Here is a 19,243-nt window from a genome sequence, read left to right as displayed (position 1 = left end):
TCATGTCTGTCTTTACCAAAACGTCCGTGGCCTCGGCGGCCACTACCTGCCTGTTCGTCCTGCTGTGGAGCAGCGGGGCGATCGTCTCCAAGCTCGGCCTGGCGCATGCCAGCCCGTTCGCCTTCCTGCTGTTGCGCTCGGCGCTGGCCCTGGCTGGCCTGTTGCTGATCGGCCCGTTGCTAGGGCTGCGCTGGCCGCGTACTCGCGGGAGCATTCTGCGCGCCCTGGGTACCGGATGTGTGCTGCTCGGTGCCTATCAGATTTTCTATCTGTTGGCGCTTGATACCCATGTCACCCCGGGCGTCATGGCCACGGTGATGGGGGTACAACCGATCCTCACCGTGGTGCTGATGGAACGCCAGCGTTCCTGGAGCCGTTTGTTCGGCCTGGGTTTGGGGTTGGGCGGCTTGATCATGGTGGTCTACCAGGGCATCAACCTGGGCGGGGTATCGCTGGCGGGCATGCTGTTCGCCCTGCTGGCGCTGGTCAGCATGACCTTTGGCTCGATCCTGCAGAAGCGCATTACCGACAACCCCATGGGCACGCTGCCGCTGCAGTACCTGGCCGGCTTTGCCATGTGCGCGCTGTTCGCACCTCTGCAACCGCTTCATGTCGAGTGGACCGGCAGCTTCGTCGGTGCGCTGCTGTGGATGGGCCTGGTGGTCTCGCTGCTGGCAACCTTGCTGCTGTACCGGCTGATCGCCAAGGGCAACCTGGTCAATGTCACCAGCCTGTTCTACCTGGTGCCGGCGGTGACTGCGGTGATGGACTTGCTGATCTTCGGTAACCGCCTGGCACCGCTCAGCCTGCTGGGCATGGGGCTGATCGTGGTAGGGCTGCTGTTCGTGTTTCGCAAGCCCGCCGCGCGCCTGGCCGAAGCGTAGGCCCTAGCGGAACTCTTCGGGGATGGCGTGGCGCAACACGCCTTCCTCGAAGTCCAGCAGGCCGGCTTCGCGCTGGGTGAGCAGGTAGTAGAGCAGGGTATCGAGCGAGCGTTGCGGCGGGACCTCGACCGCCAACATCTTCACTGCTTGTTCGGTTTCACAGGCGCAGCCGAAATCCAGCAATGCTGCGCGTACCTGGTCGAGGGTTTCCGGTGGTTTGACGACCACCCGGAACACCGAGCTGCCGCTGCTGTGGCGCAGTTCTGCGAACCAGGTTTCGCCTGCTTCCTCGCGGGTGTCGATCACGTCGCCCGGGGCGATGCCATAGACATGGAAGGGTATGTTGTCGATGGCATAGCCGCCTTCCACGGCCTTGGCCCACAGGCCCTCGACCGAGGCCGGTGGGTAGCCGTTCTCGTCCTGTTCCAGGCGGAACAGGACCTTTTTGTACGCGCTGTTCATGCAGTACCCCGCTTCAGTTGCGCGCCGGGCGCAGCACCAGCCACAAGGCCAGGCCAATCAGCAGGCCGCCGTATAGGTGCGCCATCGACAACGGCTCATTCAGCAGCCATGCCCCCCACAATACGCCGAATACCGGGATCAGGAAGGTCACGGTGCTGGCTTTGACCGGTCCGATCTCGGCCAGCAGGCGGAAGTACAGGATGTAGGCAAAGGCGGTGCATAGTAGCCCCAGCCCCAGCAACGACAACCACACCTCCCAGCCCCCCCAGCTGGCGGGCGGTTGGGTGAGTGCGCTCCAGCCGAACAGCGGGGTCAGCATCAGCGTGGCGCCGAGCATGCTGCCCAGTGCGGAAAGACGGCTGTCCAGGCCGCTGATCCAGCGGCGGGCGAGGAACCCGGCAAAGCCGTAGCAGGTGGTGGCCGCCAGGCAGGCGAGGGCGCCTTGCAGCAGGGCCATGTCCAGTGCCACCGGGCCGGCGCCGCTAAGGATGCCGACGCCGAACAGGCCAAGGAAGATGCCGCAGAGTTTGGCCAGGGTCATTGGCTCGCGGAAGAACAGTACGCCGACCAGCACGCCCATCAACGGGGTGGTGGCGTTGAAGATCGCCGAATAGCCGGCCGGCAGCACCTGGGCCGCCACCGAATAGAAGGTGGCGGGGATGCCGGAGTTGATCATGCCCAGCACCAGGCACGCGCCGAGCTTGCCCTGGAAGTCCCAGCGCACACGGGCGGCGGCCAGTATCACGATCAGGCCCAGACAGGCGATGGAGACCCGGAAGAACGCGGTCGGCACCGTGCCCAGTTCGGGGGCGATGATGCGCATGAACAGGAAACTCGCTCCCCAGACGGCGGCAAGGGTCAGCAGGCGGGCTAGGGCGATGGGGCTCACAACGGTCTCCGAAGGCAAGGCAGGGGCGCGAGTGTACGCCAGGGGGCGGGGGGATTCTTGTGCTTTCTTGCTGTGTAATTCCTCTTGGGCTGCGGGGCTCTGGGCAATGCAGCTGCAACTACAGCTCGGGCCTTCAATGGCAGTAACCGATGAAGCCAAGGGCGGCTAAGCTCTGTACTCAATCCCAGCTCCGAGGCCCCACGCATGTCCCAGCCCTGGCCCGCTGTCGAAATCGCCCGGATGATCCTCGCCGGCTTCGACGACTACCGCGATCATTTCCAGCGCATCACCCTTGGTGCTCGCCAGCGCTTCGAGCAGGCGCGCTGGCAGGATATCCAGCAGGCCGCCGCTGCCCGCATCAATCTCTACGAAGAGAAAGTCGCCGAAGTCAACGGTTGGCTGCGCCAGGCCTTTGCCGCAGAGGTGCTGCTGGATGTGGAACAGTGGCCGCTGGTGAAAAACGCCTATATCCACCTGATCGACCCCCGCCTGGACGACGAGCTGGCAGAGACCTGGTACAACTCGCTGTTTTGCAGCCTGTTCAGCCATGACCTGATCAGCGACGGCTGCATGTTCATCCACACTACCCGGCCTTCCATGCGCGGCCGCGAGCGCGCCGCGCAAACCCGTACCTATCGGCTTGATGGCAGTCTCAGGAACTTGCTGCGCGCGGTGTTCGCCGATTACCCATTCGACATGCCTTATGGCGACCTGGAAGGCGACCTGGCGCGGCTGGAAGAACAACTGCGCGAATGCCTGCCCGACTGGGTGTGCAAGGACCCGACGCTGGCCGTGGAGCTGTTTGTACCCGTGCTTTACCGCAACAAGGGGGCCTATCTGGTCGGCCGCCTGTACAACAGCGATGAGCAGTGGCCGTTGGTGATTCCCTTGCTGCACCGCGAGGGCCACGGCATCGAGGCCGATGCGTTGATTACCGACGAGGCCGAGGTGTCGATCATCTTTTCGTTCACCCGCTCTTACTTCATGGCCGATGTCCCGGTGCCCGCCGAGTTCGTCAATTTCCTCAAGCGCATCCTGCCGGGCAAGCACATTGCCGAGCTGTATACCTCGATCGGGTTCTACAAGCAGGGCAAGTCGGAGTTCTACCGCGCACTGATCAACCACCTGGCCAGCAGTGATGACCGCTTCGTCATGGCGCCAGGGGTGCGGGGCATGGTCATGAGCGTGTTCACCTTGCCCGGGTTCAATACGGTGTTCAAGATCATCAAGGACCGCTTCTCGCCATCGAAAACCGTGGACCGCGCCACGGTGATCGACAAGTACCGGCTGGTGAAGAGTGTCGACCGGGTGGGGCGTATGGCCGACACCCAGGAGTTTGCCGATTTTCGCTTTCCGCGCAGCAAGTTCGAGCCGGATTGCCTGGCCGAGTTGCTGGAGGTGGCGCCGTCGACGGTGGCGCTGGAGGGCGACACAGTGCTGATCCGCCACTGTTGGACCGAGCGGCGCATGACGCCGTTGAACCTGTACCTGGAGCAGGCCACCGAGGGCCAGGTGCTGGAGGCACTGGAGGACTACGGCCTAGCCATCAAGCAACTGGCGGCGGCGAACATCTTCCCCGGCGACATGCTGCTGAAGAACTTCGGAGTGACCCGCCATGGCCGGGTCGTGTTCTACGACTATGACGAAATCAGCTTCCTGACCGAGGTGAATTTCCGCCACATTCCGCCCCCGCGTTACCCGGAGGACGAAATGTCGGGCGAGCCGTGGTACTCGATCGGCCCGCATGATGTGTTTCCCGAAGAGTTTCCGCCGTTTCTGTTTGCCGATATGGGCCAGCGGCGGTTGTTCAGCCGCTTGCATGGGGAACTGTATGACGCGGATTACTGGAAGGGGCTGCAGGCGGCGATACGTGAAGGGAAAGTGATCGATGTGTTTCCGTATCGGCGCAAAGCCCGGTGAGTCAGCGCGAACAGGTCTGTCACTCCTTCAAACACTTCATCTCGCTCAAATGGGTACGCACCTTGCCCAACCGTTCCTGCAGGAACCTCCGTTGCTGCGGGGTGCTTTGCCGCACCAGGTCCACCAGCAGGCTGCGTGCCTGCTGCTCGCTATTCTGATACGCCGCCCGGTATTCGGGTGTCCACAAACTCTCCTTGCGTTGCAACAAGGTCGCCAGGCGCGGTTCGAAGCTGGAGTCGTTGCGCTGGTTCATTGCCAACAGCAATTGCTGCTGCCAGTGGGCACGGTTGGCGATCCATTCACGGTTCTGGTCACCCAGCGCTTGAGACCAGGCCTGGATGCGTTGCTTCTGTACCGCCGTCAACTCGCCAAACCATGGCGTCAGGCGTTTTTCCATGCGCTCGCTACGGCGGGCCATCTGCTTGGGCAATGGCGTATCCACATACTGCTTCTGCCGTTCACTGATGTCTTCGCGGAAGGCCTCACGCATCTGCGCTACCTGGTTGTCGCTCATGCCGCGCAGCAGTTCGGTGGCTGAAGGGGTGATTTCCTCGGCCACCCGACCAATCGCTTCACGGACCTCGCGGGTGCTTTGCTGCAGGGCCTGGTCGGTGACCTGATCGTCGGCGACCAGGTCACGTAGCCGATCGAGCCAGTCGAGGTAGCCGGGCAGTTGAGTCTTGCAATGCCAGGCCAGGTGCTCGCGCAACCGATCGTCCAGCAGCGCCCTTTGCTCGCGGTTCATGTCCAGGTAGTCGCTCAGCGACCACGGCACCAGGCGGTCGAGGTTGCGATAGGCCAGGTCGATGCGGCTGCAGGCGGCCAAGGCCAGGGCGAAGCCGATGGCGACAAGCAGGGCTTTGGGCAGGCGAAGCGGCATGTGCTGTTCCTTCCTCAGGCTGGCCAGAAGGTAGATGCAAGTGCGGCCTGGCGGTTCCACTGCATGAGTGGTCGGGCCATGTGGTGGCTTCAGGTGTAGAATAGCCGCCTTGTCTTGAGGATCATCGGAAATGGCTCTGCTTGGGCGTTACAACAGTTTGCAAATCGTGAAACACGTGGACTTCGGTCTGTACCTGGACGGCGGCGCCGATGGCGAGATCCTGCTGCCCGGGCGCTACATCCCGAAAAACGCCGAGACCGAGGTCGATGACTGGTTGAACGTGTTCATCTACCTGGACAGCGAAGACCAGCTGATCGCCACCACCGAGAAGCCCAAGGTGCAGGTTGGCGAGTTCGCCAGCCTGAAGGTCAAGGACATCAACGGTGCCGGTATCTTCCTGGACTGGGGCCTGTCCAAGGACTTGCTGATGCCGTACTCGGAAGAGGCTCGGCCACTGAAGATCGGTGATTACTGCGTGGTGCACGTGTACCTCGACAAGCGCACCCGCCGGATCACTGCCACGTCGCGCCTGGACCGCTACCTCGATGTCACCCCAGCCGACTACAAGGTTGGCCAGCCGGTCGAGCTGCTGGTGGCCGGCGAAACGCCGATGGGCTTCAAGGCCATCATCAACAACCGCCACTGGGGCCTGATCCACAAGAACGAGGTGTTCAAGTTCTTGCGCTCGGGCATGCACGAGAAGGGCTTCATCAAGGAAGTGCGCCAGGACGGCAAGATTTCACTGAGCCTGCAGCCGGTAGGCGCCGCCCTGGCGGACACCCTGCAAGAGCAGATCATGGCGCGCCTGGAAGCCGAAGGCGGGGTGTTGGGGGTGTGCGACAAGAGTGACCCTGCGTTGATCAGCAAGCTGTTCAACGTCAGCAAGGGCAACTTCAAGAAGGCCATTGGCGGATTGTTCAAGCAGGGCCTGATCGTCATCCATGACGATCGCATCGAGAAAGCCTGACGGCCTTATGCCTGTACGAAGTTGCGGAAGTCCAGCTGCTCGCCACCCGGACGGGTGTCGCGCAGCAGCGAGTCACGGTCGGCGCTGAGGGCCAGGCTGATGGTGGAGCGGCGCTTGCCAGGCTTGCGCACTTCCATTTGCTCAAGGTGAGCCTTGAGGAAATTGGTGGGCACCTTCAGGTGCTGCAGCTCATCGCTTTCCGGCGTGTGCAGCAGCAGGTTGACCCAGTCGGCCTGGCCCTTGCCCAGCAGTGCCACTGGCACTTCGAACCACCACAGGTTGCGTTTGCTGTCCAGAGTGGCGAACAGAGTATTGCTGCTGGTCAGCACCGGCCGGGCCAGTGCTTCGTTGCGCCGGGCGATGGCGGCGGGTTTGTCGAGTTTCATGCAGGTTCCTGCGCGTTGACGCTATGAAGGCCTGCATTGTGAGGGGTGGCACGGGGCGGAGCAAGGTTTGTGACTTGCGGTGCCAGTGCCGGCCTCTTCGCGGGCTTGGGCGGTATTCGCCTGCCGTTTTACCGTTCGGCTTCTGGCCGGGAAATCCGTTGAAACTCCTGGCCCAGGCGTTGGGTCAACCTTTTGTCGACACGGTTCACGTGTCTCCATTTGCAGGAGTTTTGCCATGAGCGGTACTAAAGACAAAGCGAAAGGCTTGGCCAACGAAGCGATCGGCAACGTGAAACAGGGTGTTGGCAAGGTGACCGACAACGACAAGCTGCGGGCCGAAGGCAAGGCGCAGGAGCTCAAAGGCGAGGCGCAGCAGGTCAAGGGCAATGTGAAGGATGCGGTGAAGAAACCTTGACTTGAGGCGGTGCCGGCCTCTTCTCGGGTGAACCCGCGAAGAGGCCGGCACTTATTCGTAAGCAAATTCTTCAACCACGGCCGGGAGCAGCACAGCTCGGGCACGGTCTATTAGACTTGCCTGTGTAACGATCAAGCGGCGAAAGGAGACGCTATGATTTTCCCCGACCTGCGCGGCTTGCCCCTGCACCGCGTGCTGGTTCGCACCGTCAAGGAATTCCTCGACGACGAGATGTCCACCTATGCCTCAGCGCTGGCCTACCAGGCGCTGTTCTCGCTATTCCCCTTCCTGTTGTTCCTGATTGCCCTGATCGGTTTCCTGCACTTGCCGGACTTTTTCTCCTGGCTGCGTCTGCAGTCGGAACTGGTGTTGCCACCCCAGGCGCTGGAGCAGGTGAATCCGGTGATCGACCAGTTGCAGCAATCCAAGGGTGGGCTGCTGTCGGTGGGTATCGTGATCGCCCTCTGGACCGCCTCCGCCGGCGTGCGCCTGATGATGAGCGCCATGAACGCCGCTTACGATGTGCCCGAAGGTCGCCCGGTGTGGAAGCGTATCCCGCTTTCCATTTTCTACACCGTGGGCCTGGCTGGGATGTTGCTGGCGGCCGCAGCGCTGATGGTGCTGGGCCCGCAGGTGATGGAATGGATAGCCGCCCAGATCGGCATGCAGGAGTTCATCGTCACACTGTGGACCATCCTGCGCTGGCCGGTGATCATCATTCTGCTGATGGTGGCAGTGGCCCTGATCTATTACGTGATGCCTGATGTGAAACAGCAGTTTCGCTTCATCACCCCGGGCTCGGTGCTGGCGGTTGTGGTGTGGATCGTGGCTTCACTGGGCTTTGCCTACTACGTGAAGACCTTTGCCGACTACAACGCCATGTACGGCAGCATTGGTGCAATCATCGTGCTGTTGCTGTATTTCTATATTTCGGCTGCCGTGCTGCTGCTCGGCGCCGAAATGAATGCGGTGATCGAGCACATGTCAGCCGAAGGCAAGAACCCGGGCGAGAAAGACTTCGACGGGGAAAAACCCAAGGAAACCTTGACTGTACTGGGTCACGAGCACCCAAACCCGAGCAAGCCTCATAGCGTCGAGCCGAACCCCTGATGATCCGTGACATTCTCAAGATGGGCGACGAACGCCTGCTGCGCATCGCTCCGCCAGTGCCCGAGCACATGCTTGGCAGTGCCGAACTGCAGCAACTGATCGACGACATGTTCGAAACCATGCGTCACGTCGGCGGTGTGGGCCTGGCCGCCCCGCAGGTCGGCATCGACCTGCAGTTGGTGATCTTCGGCTTCGAGCGCAGCGAGCGATACCCCGATGCCGAGGCAGTGCCACAGACCATTCTGCTGAATCCGGTCATCACCCCGACCTCCAGCGAGGTCGAGGACGGCTGGGAGGGTTGTCTGTCGGTGCCTGGCTTGCGCGGCGTGGTGCCGCGCTTCAAGCATATCTGCTACCAAGGGATCGACCCCCAGGGCAGCCCGATCAACCGCTTTGCCGATGGCTTCCATGCACGGGTGGTGCAACACGAGTGCGACCACTTGATCGGCCGGCTATACCCCTCGCGCATCCAGGACTTTGCCAAGTTCGGCTACACCGAGGTGCTGTTCCCTGGGCTTGAGGTCAGCGAGGACTGACCTCGCTGCAGGGCTACCAGGCGTTTGTTGCGCTGATAGCGTAGCAGGCGGCTGGCCAGGGCTTCTGGCAGGTGTTGGGCCAGGTCGAAACCCAGGCGCTGGTAGAAGGGCGTCAGGTCGGGATGACAGAACAGCCAGACGGGCCCGTCAACCTGCGCCAGCGCGGCCTCGACCAATCGCGCAGCCACCCCTTGGTTGCGCCGCTGCGGGGCGACGAACAGGCCCGTCAGCCAGAATCCCTCACCCACCGCACTCAGGCTCAGCCCGGCGATGATGCCAGGGGCCCGTGCTACCCACAGTTCGGCGTCGCTTGCTGCGCGCATGCGTGAGCTGTGCTGGCGGTAGAAGTGGTCCAGCAAACGGCGTTCTGTGTCCGAAAGCGTCGAACAGGAAAATTGTTCAGAAATGGTGAGTCCTACCCTGAAACGAGGCCAGAGGCTCTGGCCTGATGATTTGCGGCCACTTTGTCGCAGATTGTTGCAAAACCGGCAAGGGTGAATATCCGACTACGGGGTTCAACTATTGCTGGCCGGGAGTAGAATTTTGTTCATCCCCCCTGGCAGTACGAAGCGGGATCGGTACTTCGTGCCATCTAGACCCTAGATGACAACTTCTCCGCGCCGGATACGGCAATAGAAGTCAATCGATCAGCTTGAACGCTCAAAAGGCAAAACCACATGAAACCATTACTGATTCTTGCATTGGTCGGTATGTCCTCGTTCGCCCTCGCCGATGAGGCCAAACCCGTCTCCAGCGAGCCTGTGGCTCAGCAGTACGACTACTCGATGAACCTGGACATCAAGCGGGTGATCAACCTGTCGACCATCCCCAATGTCTGCGAAGTGGTACCTGCGACCATGACCTATGAAGACCATCAGGGCCAGGTGCACACCATTCAGTACCGGGCCATGGGTGAAGGTTGCCAGCAGGGTTGACTGGCGGTGCCCGCCACAGGGGCTGAAAACGCTGTGGCGGGCACTTGCTGGCCCTGACGCGATCTCCCAGGTGCTCCGCCAATACAGAATAATTTCCCCGCCTGTCGAATCCTCCACTTACCGTTCGACCATAGCTGAAGGCACGCTTCACACCGTGCCCCAACCCCTATGATCTGTCGGAGGTACCCCGATGAGCACTGCAGCCGAATCCGAAATCCGCCAATTGATCGAGCGCTGGATGCAAGCCGTGCGCGATCGCGACATCCCGGGCATCATCGCCCCCTACGCCGACGATATCGTCGCCTTCGATGCCATCCAGGCTCTGCAATTCAAAGGCAAGTCGGCCTACACGGCGCACTGGGAAATGTGCATGGGCATGTGCACCGGCCCCATGGTGTTCGAACTTGCCCAACTCACCGTGCACGCCGCTGGCGATCTGGCCCTGGCCCATTGGCTGAACCGCTGCGGCCCGGGCGACGACGAAAGCCAGTGCGGCTTCATGCGCGCCACGGTGGGCTATCGTCGTCAAGGCGGCCAGTGGCAGGTAATCCATGAACACTGGTCGGCGCCTTTCGACATGGAAACGCAAAAAGCGCTGTTCGATCTCAAGCCCTGAGCCGTTATCGCCAAACGCACTTTGCCAATACCCTGGAGGCGACCATGAAATACCTGTGCCTGGTCTATTGTGACGAAGGGCTGTTGCACAGCCTGCCCGACAGCCCGGCAGACGCCGAATGCATGGCCTACGCCGAAGCCATTCAGGGTTCCGGGCGCATGCTGGCGGCCGAGGCGCTGAAGCCGGTGCAGACGGCCACCACGGTACGCATGCGCAACGGACACATGAGCCTGACCGACGGCCCGTTCGCCGAAACCAAGGAGCAACTGGCGGGCTTTTACCTGGTGGAGGCCCGCGACCTCAACGAAGCGCTGAATATCGCCAAGGGCATCCCTGCCGCGCGGGTTGGCAGTGTCGAGGTGCGACCAGTGCGCGAGCTGCAACCCTGACAGCCAAGGAGAACCATCAGCATGAGCCTTGCACCCATTGCCCAGGCGCAACACGAGTTGTCCATCAGCCGCCTGATCGACGCACCACCGGCCAAGGTATTTCGCGCCTGGACCGAACCCCAGTGGCTGATGCAGTGGTGGGGGCCGCACGGCATGACCACCCCGGAGTGTGAAATGCAGCTGTGGGCCGGTGGCCTGTTTCGCACCCTGATGCGCGCGCCGGATGGCAGCGAGTACCCCAACCAGGGCGTCTTTCTGGAAATTGCCGCGCCACGCCGGCTGGTGTTCACCGATGCCTTCGGCCCCGGTTGGGTACCGTCGGACAAGGCCTTCATGACCGCGGTGATCAGCTTTGACGAGGAACAGGGCAAAACCCGCTACACCGCCCGTGCCTGGCACTGGAATGCCACCGACTGCCGGGCCCATGAAGAAATGGGCTTCCACCAGGGCTGGGGAGAAAGCCTGGACCGCCTGGTGGAGGTGGTGACCCAGCGGATGCCCGACTGATGGCCGCACTGGCCCAGGTGCGCGCCGAAGTCGAGGCTGTGTACCGGCAGGAGTCGCGGCGCATACTGGCGACACTGATCCGCTTGCTGGGTGATTTCGACCTGGCCGAGGAGGCCATGCATGATGCCTTCTTCATTGCCGTTGAACGCTGGCAACGCGACGGTATTCCCGCCAACCCGCGAGCGTGGCTGGTTTCTGTCGGGCGCTTCAAGGCCATCGACGCGCTGCGCCGGCGCGTCCGCTTCGACCGCTCCCAGGCGGACTTGAGCATGCTGCTGGAGGGGCAGGCGCAGGACCCCAGTGAAGAAGAGCTGCTGGCGGATGACCGCCTGCGGCTGATCTTCACCTGTTGCCATCCGGCCCTGTCGGCCGACGCTCAGGTGCCATTGACGCTTCGCGAAGTCTGCGACCTGACCACTGAGCAGATCGCCCGGGCCTTTCTGCAAAGCCCGGCCACCATCGCCCAACGTATCGTGCGCGCCAAGGCCAAGATCCGTGACGCGGGCATACCGTACCAGGTACCGGAGCTGAATGAGCTGCCCGAGCGCCTGGAAAGCGTGTTGCGGGTGATCTACCTGGTGTTCAACGAGGGCTATTCGGCGTCATCGGGCGAGACACTGCTACAGCAGGCGCTGAGCGATGAAGCCATTCGCCTGGCGCGGTTGCTGGTGCAGTTGCTGCCCGACCCGGAGGCGGTCGGCCTGCTGGCGTTGATGTTGCTGCAGGCGTCCCGGCAGCGGGCGCGCATCGATGGCCAAGGCGATTTGGTGGTTCTGGAGCAGCAGGACCGTAGCTTGTGGGACCGGCAGTTCATTGCCGAGGGCTGTGCTCTGGTGCGCCAGGCCCTGCAGAGCCGTGCATTCGGGGCCTATACCGTCCAGGCGGCGATTGCCGCCGTGCATGCCGAAGCGGCGACGGCTGAAGAGACGGACTGGGGAGAAATCGTCGGGCTGTATGACGTGTTGCAGCGGTATTGGCCATCAGCGGTGGTGGCGCTTAACCGCGCGGTGGCCCTGGCGAAGCGGGATGGGCCGGAGGTTGGCTTGCGGGAAGTCGAAGGGATTCTGGCGCGGGGGGAGTTGCTGGACTATCACCTGGCACATGCGGCACGCGCCGAGTTGCATTGCCAGCTGGGACAGGTGCAAGAGGCGCGTGCGGCCTGGCAGCAGGCGCTGGCCTTGACCCGGCAGGCGCCTGAACGGCGGCATATCGAGCGGCGTTTGCAGGCTATCGAATGATGTGGGGTGTGCCGGCCGCTTCGCGGGCAAGCCCGCTCCCTCAGGGTGCCTGCTAAATCAACGCGTTAGCGGGTTACCCAGGAGAGCAGCCTTGAAGAAGAAGCTGGCTGCATCACACTTCAGCTCGCCACAAAGTTCGGCGGCGATACCAGCTCGACGGTCTGCTGCTTGCGCGGCGCCAGGATCTCGGCTTCACCCGCGACCACCAGCTCGTCGTTCTGGTTGTACACATTGGTGGCGATGCGCACCTTGAACTTGGGCAGCTTCTCGAGGATTTCCAGGCGCACGGTCAGGGTGTCGCCGATTTTCACCGGTTTCTGGAAGCTCATCTGCTGGCCCAGGTAGATGGTGCCAGGGCCAGGCAGGGTGCAGGCCACTGCCGCACTGATCAGCGCGCCGCTGAACATGCCATGGGCAATACGTTCGCGGAACATGCTCTTGGCGGCGAACTCAGCATCCAGGTGAACCGGGTTGTGGTCACCGGACATCGCGGCGAACAGCTGAATGTCGCGTTCTTCAACGGACTTCTTGTACTCGGCCTTCTGGCCGACTTCGAGGGCTTCGTAAGGCGTGTTGGTGACCTGGGACATCGATGCTTCCTTAAGCGTTGGGCGAGGGCGGCTATCATTCACTGCGCGCAGGGCGGCCAAGGGCCAGCGCCTGTTCCAGCCAGCCGAGAATATCGGCGATGACCTCGCCACGGTTGGTTTCGTTGAGTACTTCATGCCGCGCCTCAGGATAGATGCGCAGCTGTACATGTCGGTTGCCGGTCGCGCGCAGGGCGTCGGCCAGATGGGTGAGACGCTTGCCGGCACTGACCGGATCACATTCACCGCCGATCACCAGCATCGGCAGGTTGGGATCGATCTGCGCGAGGTTACCCGGCTGACTGATCTGCGCCAAGCCTTGCAGCAGATCGAGCCACAACTGGTTGGTGCAGCGAAAGCCGCACAACGGGTCATTCACGTACTGATCGACCTCGCCCGGGTCGCGGCTGAGCCAGTCGAAGGCCGTGCGGTTGGGCTTGAAGGCGTTGTTGAACGAACCGAAGGACAACCATTCGATCAGTGCACTCTTGCCCAGTGGCCCCTGGCGCCAGGACTCCAGCCGGGCAATCAGCCGCGCAAGGCGGTACAGCACGGCCGGTTGGTAGTTGGAACCGCTGAGGATCGCCCCGTGCAGGCTGCCACTGTGATGCAGCAGGTACGCCTGGGCGATGTAGCTGCCCATGCTGTGGCCGAACAGGAACAGCGGCGTGCACGGGAACTGCTGGCCTATGTGCTGGGCCACACACCCAAGGTCGTTGACCACGGCATTCCAGCCATGATGGCGGGCGAACAGGCCGAGGTTGCCCAGTTCGGCCGTGCGCCCGTGGCCACGCTGATCGGCAGCGAACAGGGCAAAGCCGGCCTCGCTCAGGGCCTGGCCCAGGCGCTGGTAGCGCCCGGCATGCTCGGCCATGCCATGGGCCAGCAGCACCACGGCCTTTACCGGTGTGGCCGGCAGCCATTGGTGTACGTACAGGCTGCAGTGCTCACTGGCGGGCAGCCAGAAGGCGTCGTGAGGCATGGCGGGTCCTTGTGCGCGCGGTTACCCGAACAGTGTATGCACAACGGGCCAGATTGCAGGAGGGGCACAAATAAGATTCACAATGTTAATGGCGGCACTTGGCGTATATGCCACCTTGGGTTTACCTGCTAACGTCGAATCAACGCCTTTTCGCCAGCAGGCGGTCAGGTAAAGGACTAAAGGACGCAGTGCAGGTCCAGGCAGAGGAACAATAATAAATGCAAGCCGACTTCTGGAATGACAAGCGCCCGGCAGGCGTGCCTTCCACCATCGACATCAATGCCTACGCCTCGGTCGTCGAGGTGTTCGAGCGCTCCTGCAAGCGCTTTGCCGACCGCCCGGCGTTCAGCAACCTGGGCGTGACCCTCAGCTACGCGGAACTGGAGCGCCATTCGGCAGCCTTCGCTGCCTGGTTGCAGCAGCACACCGACCTCAAACCGGGTGAGCGCATCGCCGTACAGATGCCCAATGTGCTGCAGTACCCCATCGCCGTCTTCGGTGCCATGCGCGCCGGGCTGATCGTGGTCAATACCAACCCGCTGTACACCGAGCGCGAGATGCGCCACCAGTTCAAGGACAGTGGCGCGCGTGCGCTGGTGTACCTGAACATGTTCGGCAAGCGCGTGCAGGAGGTGCTGCCCGATACCGGTATCGAGTACCTGATCGAGGCAAAGATGGGCGACCTGCTGCCGGCCGCCAAGGGCTGGCTGGTCAACACCGTGGTCGACAAGTTGAAGAAGATGGTACCGGCCTACCGGTTGCCCCAGGCGGTGCCGTTCAAGCAGGTGCTGCGCGAGGGCCGCGGGCTGTCGCCCAAACCGGTGTCGCTGAACCTCGATGACATCGCGGTGCTGCAGTACACCGGCGGCACCACCGGCCTGGCCAAGGGCGCGATGCTCACCCATGGCAACCTGGTGGCCAACATGCTGCAGGTGCTGGCCTGCTTCTCGCAGCACGGCCCCGATGGGCAGAAGCTGCTGAAGGACGGCCAGGAAGTGATGATCGCGCCGCTGCCGCTGTACCACATCTATGCCTTCACCGCGAATTGCATGTGCATGATGGTCACCGGCAACCATAATGTGCTGATTACCAACCCGCGGGATATTCCCGGCTTCATCAAGGAGCTGGGCAAGTGGCGTTTCTCTGCCTTGCTGGGCCTCAATACCCTGTTTGTCGCACTGATGGACCACCCGGGCTTCCGTCAGCTGGACTTCTCGGCGCTGAAGGTCACCAACTCTGGTGGCACAGCGCTGGTCAAGGCCACCGCCGAGCGCTGGGAAGACCTTACCGGGTGCCGCATCGTTGAAGGCTACGGCCTGACAGAAACCTCGCCGGTGGCCAGCACCAACCCCTACGGCCAGCTGGCGCGTCTGGGTACCGTGGGCATCCCCGTGGCGGGTACTGCGTTCAAGGTCATCGATGATGAGGGCAACGAACTGCCGCTGGGCGAGCGGGGCGAGCTTTGCATCAAAGGCCCGCAGGTCATGAAGGGGTACTGGCAGCAGCCCGAGGCAACGGCCCAGGCACTGGATGCAGAAGGCTGGTTCAAGACCGGTGATATCGCGGTGATCGACCCGGACGGCTTCACCCGCATCGTCGACCGCAAGAAGGACATGATCATCGTCTCGGGCTTCAACGTGTACCCCAACGAAATCGAGGATGTGGTGATGGGGCATCCCAAGGTCGCCAACTGTGCGGCTATCGGTGTGCCGGACGAGCGTTCCGGCGAGGCGGTCAAGCTGTTCGTGGTGCCGCGCGAGGGGGGGCTGAGCGTTGATGAGCTGAAGGCCTACTGCAAGGCCAACTTCACCGGCTACAAAGTACCCAAGCACATCGTGCTGCGCGAATCGTTGCCCATGACGCCGGTGGGCAAGATTTTGCGGCGGGAGTTGCGTGATATAGCGTGATACCGGGATGGCTTCTTCGCGGGTAAACCCGCTCCTGCATCGCCCAATGTAGGAGCGGGTTTACCCGCGAATGCCTTAAACCGCTCTAACAGGCTCTATACAGCCTTATCTGCGACATTTTGGATAATTACTCTAAAAATGACCTGTATTGTTCATTGAGTCATTTTTGTGACCGTAAGGCCTGTTTTGGCCTCTAGGCGACCCCAGACAAAGCTGTTACTCTCGGCCCGCTTCCAGATGATCCGGTTTGCAACGAACCGTCATCTCATATCAATAATAAGCGCATCGACGCGTGAATCGAACTTCGCTGTTGCTGAAGGAGTGGGCTTCCATGATCGAAAATTTTTGGAAGGATAAGTACCCAGCCGGGATTACGGCGGAAATCAATCCTGACGAATTCCCCAATATCCAGGCAGTACTCAAGCAATCCTGCCAACGCTTTGCCGACAAACCGGCCTTTAGCAACCTGGGCAAGACTATCACTTATGGCGAGTTGTATGCGTTGTCGGGGGCGTTTGCCGCCTGGCTGCAGCAGCATACCGACCTCAAGCCGGGTGACCGCATTGCCGTGCAACTGCCCAATGTCCTGCAATACCCGGTCGCGGTCTTCGGTGCCATGCGTGCCGGGCTGATCGTAGTCAACACCAACCCGCTGTACACCGCGCGGGAGATGGAACACCAGTTCAACGACTCGGGTGCCAAGGCCTTGGTGTGCCTGGCCAACATGGCCCACCTGGCGGAAAAAGTGGTGCCCAAAACCCAGGTCAGGCACGTTATCGTCACCGAAGTGGCCGACCTGCTGCCACCACTCAAGCGCCTGCTGATCAACAGCGTGATCAAATACGTGAAGAAGATGGTGCCGGCCTACAACCTGCCGCAGGCCGTGCGTTTCAATGACGCCCTGGCGCTGGGCAAGGGCCAGCCAGTGACCGAAGCCAACCCGCAGGCCAACGACGTGGCGGTGCTGCAGTACACCGGCGGTACCACCGGCGTGGCCAAAGGCGCCATGCTGACCCACCGCAACCTGGTGGCCAACATGCTGCAGTGCCGCGCACTGATGGGCGCCAACCTGCACGAAGGCTGCGAAATCCTCATCACCCCGCTGCCGCTTTACCACATCTATGCGTTTACCTTCCATTGCATGGCGATGATGCTGATCGGCAACCACAACGTGCTGATCAGCAACCCGCGAGACTTGCCGGCGATGGTCAAGGAACTGGGCAAGTGGAAGTTCAGCGGCTTTGTGGGCCTCAACACCTTGTTCGTTGCCCTGTGCAACAACGAGGCGTTCCGAGCCCTGGATTTCTCGGCGCTGAAAATCACCCTGTCGGGCGGTATGGCCTTGCAGCTAAGCGTGGCCGAGCGCTGGAAGGCCGTTACCGGTTGCGCCATCTGCGAAGGCTATGGCATGACCGAAACCAGCCCGGTGGCGGCGGTGAACCCCTCGGAAGCGAACCAGGTGGGCACCATCGGTATTCCGGTGCCGTCGACCCTGTGCAAGGTCATCGACGACGCTGGCAATGAGTTGCCGCTTGGCGAAGTGGGCGAGCTGTGTGTCAAGGGCCCGCAGGTGATGAAGGGCTACTGGCAGCGTGAAGATGCCACGGCCGAGATTCTCGACAGCGAAGGCTGGCTGAAGACCGGCGACATCGCCGTGATCCAGGCGGACGGCTACATGCGCATCGTCGACCGCAAGAAAGACATGATCCTGGTCTCGGGCTTCAACGTATACCCCAACGAGCTGGAAGACGTGTTGGCGGCCCTGCCGGGCGTGCTGCAGTGCGCAGCCATCGGTGTGCCGGACGAGAAGTCGGGTGAAGTGATCAAGGTCTTCATCGTGGTCAAGCCGGGCATGACCGTGACCAAGGAGCAGGTGATGGAGCACATGCGTGCCAACGTTACCGGCTACAAGGTACCGCGCCACATCGAGTTCCGCGATTCGCTGCCGACCACCAACGTGGGCAAGATCCTGCGCCGCGAACTGCGTGATGAAGAGCTCAAGAAGCAAGGCTTGAAGAAGATCGCCTGACCACAAGCCTGCACGCTCAGTGTGGGGGCGGCCTCGTGTCGCGAAAGGGCCGCGACGCGGCCCTGGGATTTCGGCGGTGATGCAACGATGGCTGGGGGCGCTTTGCGCCCCTTTCGCGACACAAGGCCCCACAATAAGATGCGGCGCCGTCTTCAGACATTGTGAGCCCCGGTAGGAGCGGGTTTACCCGCGAATACGGTAGTGGCGACAACGGTGAACGGCGGGTGGAGATCGGTCAGCAGGGCCGGCCCTTTCGCGGGTAAACCCGCTCCTACATCCGCGCAACTCAGCGCAGCTTCTCGAGCATCTGGTAATACCACATCCCCGCCGCCAGCAGCGGGTTCCCCAGCAAGTCCCCCATCGGCACTCGCACATGCTTGCACTGGGCGAAGGTGTCGAACTTCTCCAGCGTCCCGGTCAACGCTTCGGCCATGATCTCGCCCATGATGTGGCTGGTGGCAATGCCATGCCCCGAGTAACCCTGGCAGTACCACACGTTGTCCGACAGCTTGCCCAACTGCGGGATGCGGTTGACCACGATGCCCATGGCGCAGCTCCACTGGAACTCGATCGGCACCCCCTTCAATGCCGGGAAGGTGCGTTCGATGCAGGGGCGCAATTCGCCTTCGATGTCCCGTGAATCCTTGCCCGAGTAGTTGGCGCCGCCGCCGAACAGCAGGCGCTTGTCGGCCGTCAGGCGGTAGTAGTCGAGGACGAAGCGGCAGTCGTACACCGCCAGGTCCTGCGGGTTGATCTGCTCGGCCAGCTCACCCAGCGGCGCGGTGGTGACGATACCGCCCATGGCTGGGAAGATCTTGCCCTTGAGCTGGCGCTTTTCCAGCTTGTGATACACATCGCCGGCCAACATCACCTGGCGTGCCTCCACCCGGCCGTGGGCGGTAACCACCGCCGGGCGCGGGCCATGGACGATGTCCAGCACTTCGGAATTTTCGAATATCAGTGCACCCAGGCCATGCGCGGCACGGGCTTCGCCCAGGCACAGGTTGAGTGGGTGCAGGTGCAGGTTGCGCAGGTTCTTCAACGCACCCAGATAAAGCGGGCTTTGCAGATGCTCGGCCACTGCAGCGCGATCGAGCAATTGCACCTGATCGCCCATGCCGCGGCGCTGTGCTTCGGCCTCGAACGCACGCAGTTCGTTCATGTGCGAAGGCTTCATGGCTGCATGCAGGTGGCCACGCTTGAGGTCGCAATCGATGCCATAGCGCGCCACGCGCTGCTCGATCACCTGGTGCCCGCGCCAGCGCAAGTGCCAGATGAAGTCGTCAACTTCGGCGCCCAGGTGGTTGCGCATCTGCGAGCGCATGGCCTCGTCGCCCGACAGGCTGCCGGTCACCTGGCCGCCGTTGCGCCCGCTGGCGCCCCAGCCGATACGGTTGGTTTCGACGATGGCGACCTTCAGGCCGCGCTCGGCCAGTTCAACCGCCGTGGCCACGCCCGTAAAGCCACCGCCGATGATCGCCACATCCACCTGCACCGTGCCTTTGAGTTGCGGGTACGCAGTGTGGTCGTTGAGGGTGGCGCTGTAGTAGGACGGCGCGCGCTGCGCCGGGCCGTTGTTCAATGCTGCGTTCATGGGTGTTCCT

21 protein-coding genes are annotated in these 19,243 nt (G+C 62.2%); 13 read left to right on the top strand and 8 right to left on the bottom strand.

Annotated features, from left to right (window positions below; all coding sequences use genetic code 11):
* Positions 1–2 precede the first annotated feature (2 nt).
* Positions 3–884, top strand: coding sequence for a DMT family transporter (locus tag V7787_RS33315; RefSeq protein WP_003254651.1), 882 nt, complete (start codon positions 3–5; stop codon positions 882–884).
* A 3-nt stretch (positions 885–887) separates the two neighbouring features.
* Here the strand turns inward: V7787_RS33315 and V7787_RS33310 are convergent, their stop codons facing one another.
* Both V7787_RS33310 and V7787_RS33305 read right to left on the bottom strand, forming a co-directional pair.
* On the bottom strand, positions 888–1,346 hold the full coding sequence (locus V7787_RS33310; protein ID WP_019436818.1) for a DUF4265 domain-containing protein: 459 nt from the start codon (positions 1,344–1,346) through the stop codon (positions 888–890).
* A gap of 13 nt (positions 1,347–1,359) precedes the next feature.
* Positions 1,360–2,235 carry a DMT family transporter gene (locus V7787_RS33305; RefSeq protein ID WP_064491827.1) on the bottom strand — a complete coding sequence of 292 codons (876 nt, stop codon included), beginning with the start codon at positions 2,233–2,235 and terminating at the stop codon, positions 1,360–1,362.
* Positions 2,236–2,439: 204 nt separating this feature from the next.
* Here V7787_RS33305 and aceK point away from each other — a divergent pair, with 204 nt between their 5' ends.
* A complete protein-coding gene (aceK, locus tag V7787_RS33300) occupies positions 2,440–4,155 on the top strand; it encodes a bifunctional isocitrate dehydrogenase kinase/phosphatase (protein ID WP_020190624.1) in 1,716 nt (571 codons plus the stop codon).
* A gap of 19 nt (positions 4,156–4,174) precedes the next feature.
* Here aceK and V7787_RS33295 read toward each other — a convergent pair whose 3' ends face one another.
* Positions 4,175–5,035 (bottom strand): DUF6279 family lipoprotein, encoded by an 861-nt coding sequence (locus tag V7787_RS33295; RefSeq protein ID WP_064491826.1) that lies wholly within the window; start codon positions 5,033–5,035, stop codon positions 4,175–4,177.
* A gap of 130 nt (positions 5,036–5,165) precedes the next feature.
* Here V7787_RS33295 and V7787_RS33290 point away from each other — a divergent pair, with 130 nt between their 5' ends.
* Positions 5,166–6,002, top strand: coding sequence for a CvfB family protein (locus tag V7787_RS33290; RefSeq protein ID WP_010955234.1), 837 nt, complete (start codon positions 5,166–5,168; stop codon positions 6,000–6,002).
* Between the two features lie 5 nt (positions 6,003–6,007).
* Here the strand turns inward: V7787_RS33290 and V7787_RS33285 are convergent, their stop codons facing one another.
* Complete coding sequence (locus V7787_RS33285) at positions 6,008–6,388, bottom strand: hypothetical protein (protein ID WP_014590048.1); 381 nt, start codon at positions 6,386–6,388, stop codon at positions 6,008–6,010.
* A gap of 235 nt (positions 6,389–6,623) precedes the next feature.
* Between V7787_RS33285 and V7787_RS33280 the strand changes: the two genes are divergently transcribed.
* From V7787_RS33280 to def, 3 genes are all read left to right on the top strand, one after another.
* Positions 6,624–6,803, top strand: a complete 180-nt coding sequence (locus V7787_RS33280; protein WP_012051514.1) for a CsbD family protein — start codon at positions 6,624–6,626, stop codon at positions 6,801–6,803.
* 153 nt (positions 6,804–6,956) lie between these two features.
* On the top strand, positions 6,957–7,913 hold the full coding sequence (locus tag V7787_RS33275; protein ID WP_003254637.1) for a YihY/virulence factor BrkB family protein: 957 nt from the start codon (positions 6,957–6,959) through the stop codon (positions 7,911–7,913).
* Positions 7,913–8,449, top strand: a complete 537-nt coding sequence (def, locus tag V7787_RS33270; RefSeq protein ID WP_010955231.1) for a peptide deformylase — start codon at positions 7,913–7,915, stop codon at positions 8,447–8,449. The genes V7787_RS33275 and def overlap by 1 nt, the downstream gene beginning before the upstream one ends.
* Here def and V7787_RS33265 read toward each other — a convergent pair.
* Positions 8,404–8,808 carry a GNAT family N-acetyltransferase gene (locus V7787_RS33265; protein WP_064491825.1) on the bottom strand — a complete coding sequence of 135 codons (405 nt, stop codon included), beginning with the start codon at positions 8,806–8,808 and terminating at the stop codon, positions 8,404–8,406. The genes def and V7787_RS33265 overlap by 46 nt on opposite strands.
* A gap of 318 nt (positions 8,809–9,126) precedes the next feature.
* Here V7787_RS33265 and V7787_RS33260 point away from each other — a divergent pair, with 318 nt between their 5' ends.
* The 5 genes from V7787_RS33260 to V7787_RS33240 all read left to right on the top strand — a co-directional run bounded on the left by V7787_RS33260 (position 9,127) and on the right by V7787_RS33240 (position 12,134).
* Positions 9,127–9,384 (top strand): DUF2790 domain-containing protein, encoded by a 258-nt coding sequence (locus tag V7787_RS33260; protein WP_003254632.1) that lies wholly within the window; start codon positions 9,127–9,129, stop codon positions 9,382–9,384.
* Between the two features lie 190 nt (positions 9,385–9,574).
* Positions 9,575–10,000, top strand: coding sequence for a YybH family protein (locus tag V7787_RS33255; protein WP_010955229.1), 426 nt, complete (start codon positions 9,575–9,577; stop codon positions 9,998–10,000).
* 44 nt (positions 10,001–10,044) lie between these two features.
* Positions 10,045–10,389, top strand: coding sequence for a YciI family protein (locus V7787_RS33250; RefSeq protein ID WP_014590052.1), 345 nt, complete (start codon positions 10,045–10,047; stop codon positions 10,387–10,389).
* Positions 10,390–10,410: 21 nt separating this feature from the next.
* Positions 10,411–10,896 (top strand): SRPBCC family protein, encoded by a 486-nt coding sequence (locus tag V7787_RS33245; protein ID WP_014590053.1) that lies wholly within the window; start codon positions 10,411–10,413, stop codon positions 10,894–10,896.
* Positions 10,896–12,134 carry an RNA polymerase sigma factor gene (locus tag V7787_RS33240; protein WP_064491824.1) on the top strand — a complete coding sequence of 413 codons (1,239 nt, stop codon included), beginning with the start codon at positions 10,896–10,898 and terminating at the stop codon, positions 12,132–12,134. The genes V7787_RS33245 and V7787_RS33240 overlap by 1 nt, the downstream gene beginning before the upstream one ends.
* A gap of 119 nt (positions 12,135–12,253) precedes the next feature.
* Here V7787_RS33240 and V7787_RS33235 read toward each other — a convergent pair whose 3' ends face one another.
* Both V7787_RS33235 and V7787_RS33230 read right to left on the bottom strand, forming a co-directional pair.
* Positions 12,254–12,724, bottom strand: coding sequence for a MaoC family dehydratase (locus tag V7787_RS33235; protein WP_003254624.1), 471 nt, complete (start codon positions 12,722–12,724; stop codon positions 12,254–12,256).
* Positions 12,725–12,758: 34 nt separating this feature from the next.
* The gene (locus V7787_RS33230; RefSeq protein WP_020190616.1) at positions 12,759–13,703 is read right to left on the bottom strand and encodes an alpha/beta hydrolase; all 945 of its coding nucleotides are present in this window, start codon (positions 13,701–13,703) and stop codon (positions 12,759–12,761) included.
* Between the two features lie 218 nt (positions 13,704–13,921).
* On the opposite strand from V7787_RS33230, the gene fadD2 reads away from it, so the two are divergent.
* On the top strand, positions 13,922–15,610 hold the full coding sequence (gene fadD2 / locus V7787_RS33225) for a long-chain-fatty-acid--CoA ligase FadD2 (RefSeq protein WP_020190615.1): 1,689 nt from the start codon (positions 13,922–13,924) through the stop codon (positions 15,608–15,610).
* Between the two features lie 331 nt (positions 15,611–15,941).
* Positions 15,942–17,639, top strand: coding sequence for a long-chain-fatty-acid--CoA ligase FadD1 (gene fadD1, locus V7787_RS33220; RefSeq protein ID WP_003254620.1), 1,698 nt, complete (start codon positions 15,942–15,944; stop codon positions 17,637–17,639).
* Between the two features lie 286 nt (positions 17,640–17,925).
* On the opposite strand, the gene V7787_RS33215 is transcribed toward fadD1, so the two are convergent.
* Positions 17,926–19,233: an NAD(P)/FAD-dependent oxidoreductase gene (locus V7787_RS33215; RefSeq protein ID WP_064491823.1), complete on the bottom strand. Its 1,308-nt coding sequence runs from the start codon at positions 19,231–19,233 to the stop codon at positions 17,926–17,928.
* Between the last annotated feature and the right edge of the window lie 10 nt (positions 19,234–19,243).

It is taken from the genome of Pseudomonas sp. CGJS7 (genome assembly GCF_036961695.1).
Note: the sequence above shows the minus strand (reverse complement) of the source record. Positions and strands in the feature narration are given on the sequence as shown.